The following is a 204-nucleotide window of genomic DNA, read 5'->3' on the forward strand; positions in this document are numbered from 1 at the left end:
GTAAAGTTCCAGGTACAGGTAAGATTACTGAACCAGGTAAACCAGCTGTGGAAGTTCCAGTAGAAACTCCAGCTAAGGTAACACCAGAAACACCAGTAACTGAAAAGCCAGGTAAGATTGAAATTACTCAACAACCAAATGGAAATGCGATTGTAACGCCTAAGAAACCAGATGGCTCAACATATCCACCAGGAACTAAGGTAG

At 42.2% G+C, this 204-nt stretch carries 1 protein-coding gene; it reads left to right on the forward strand.

From position 1 onward, the window contains the following. On the forward strand, window positions 1-204 hold a 204-nt coding region (locus EII37_RS11050; protein ID WP_221620949.1), incomplete at both ends, for a hypothetical protein.

It is taken from the genome of Streptococcus sp. OH4692_COT-348 (assembly GCF_003859975.1).
Taxonomy (GTDB): Bacteria; Bacillota; Bacilli; order Lactobacillales; family Streptococcaceae; genus Streptococcus.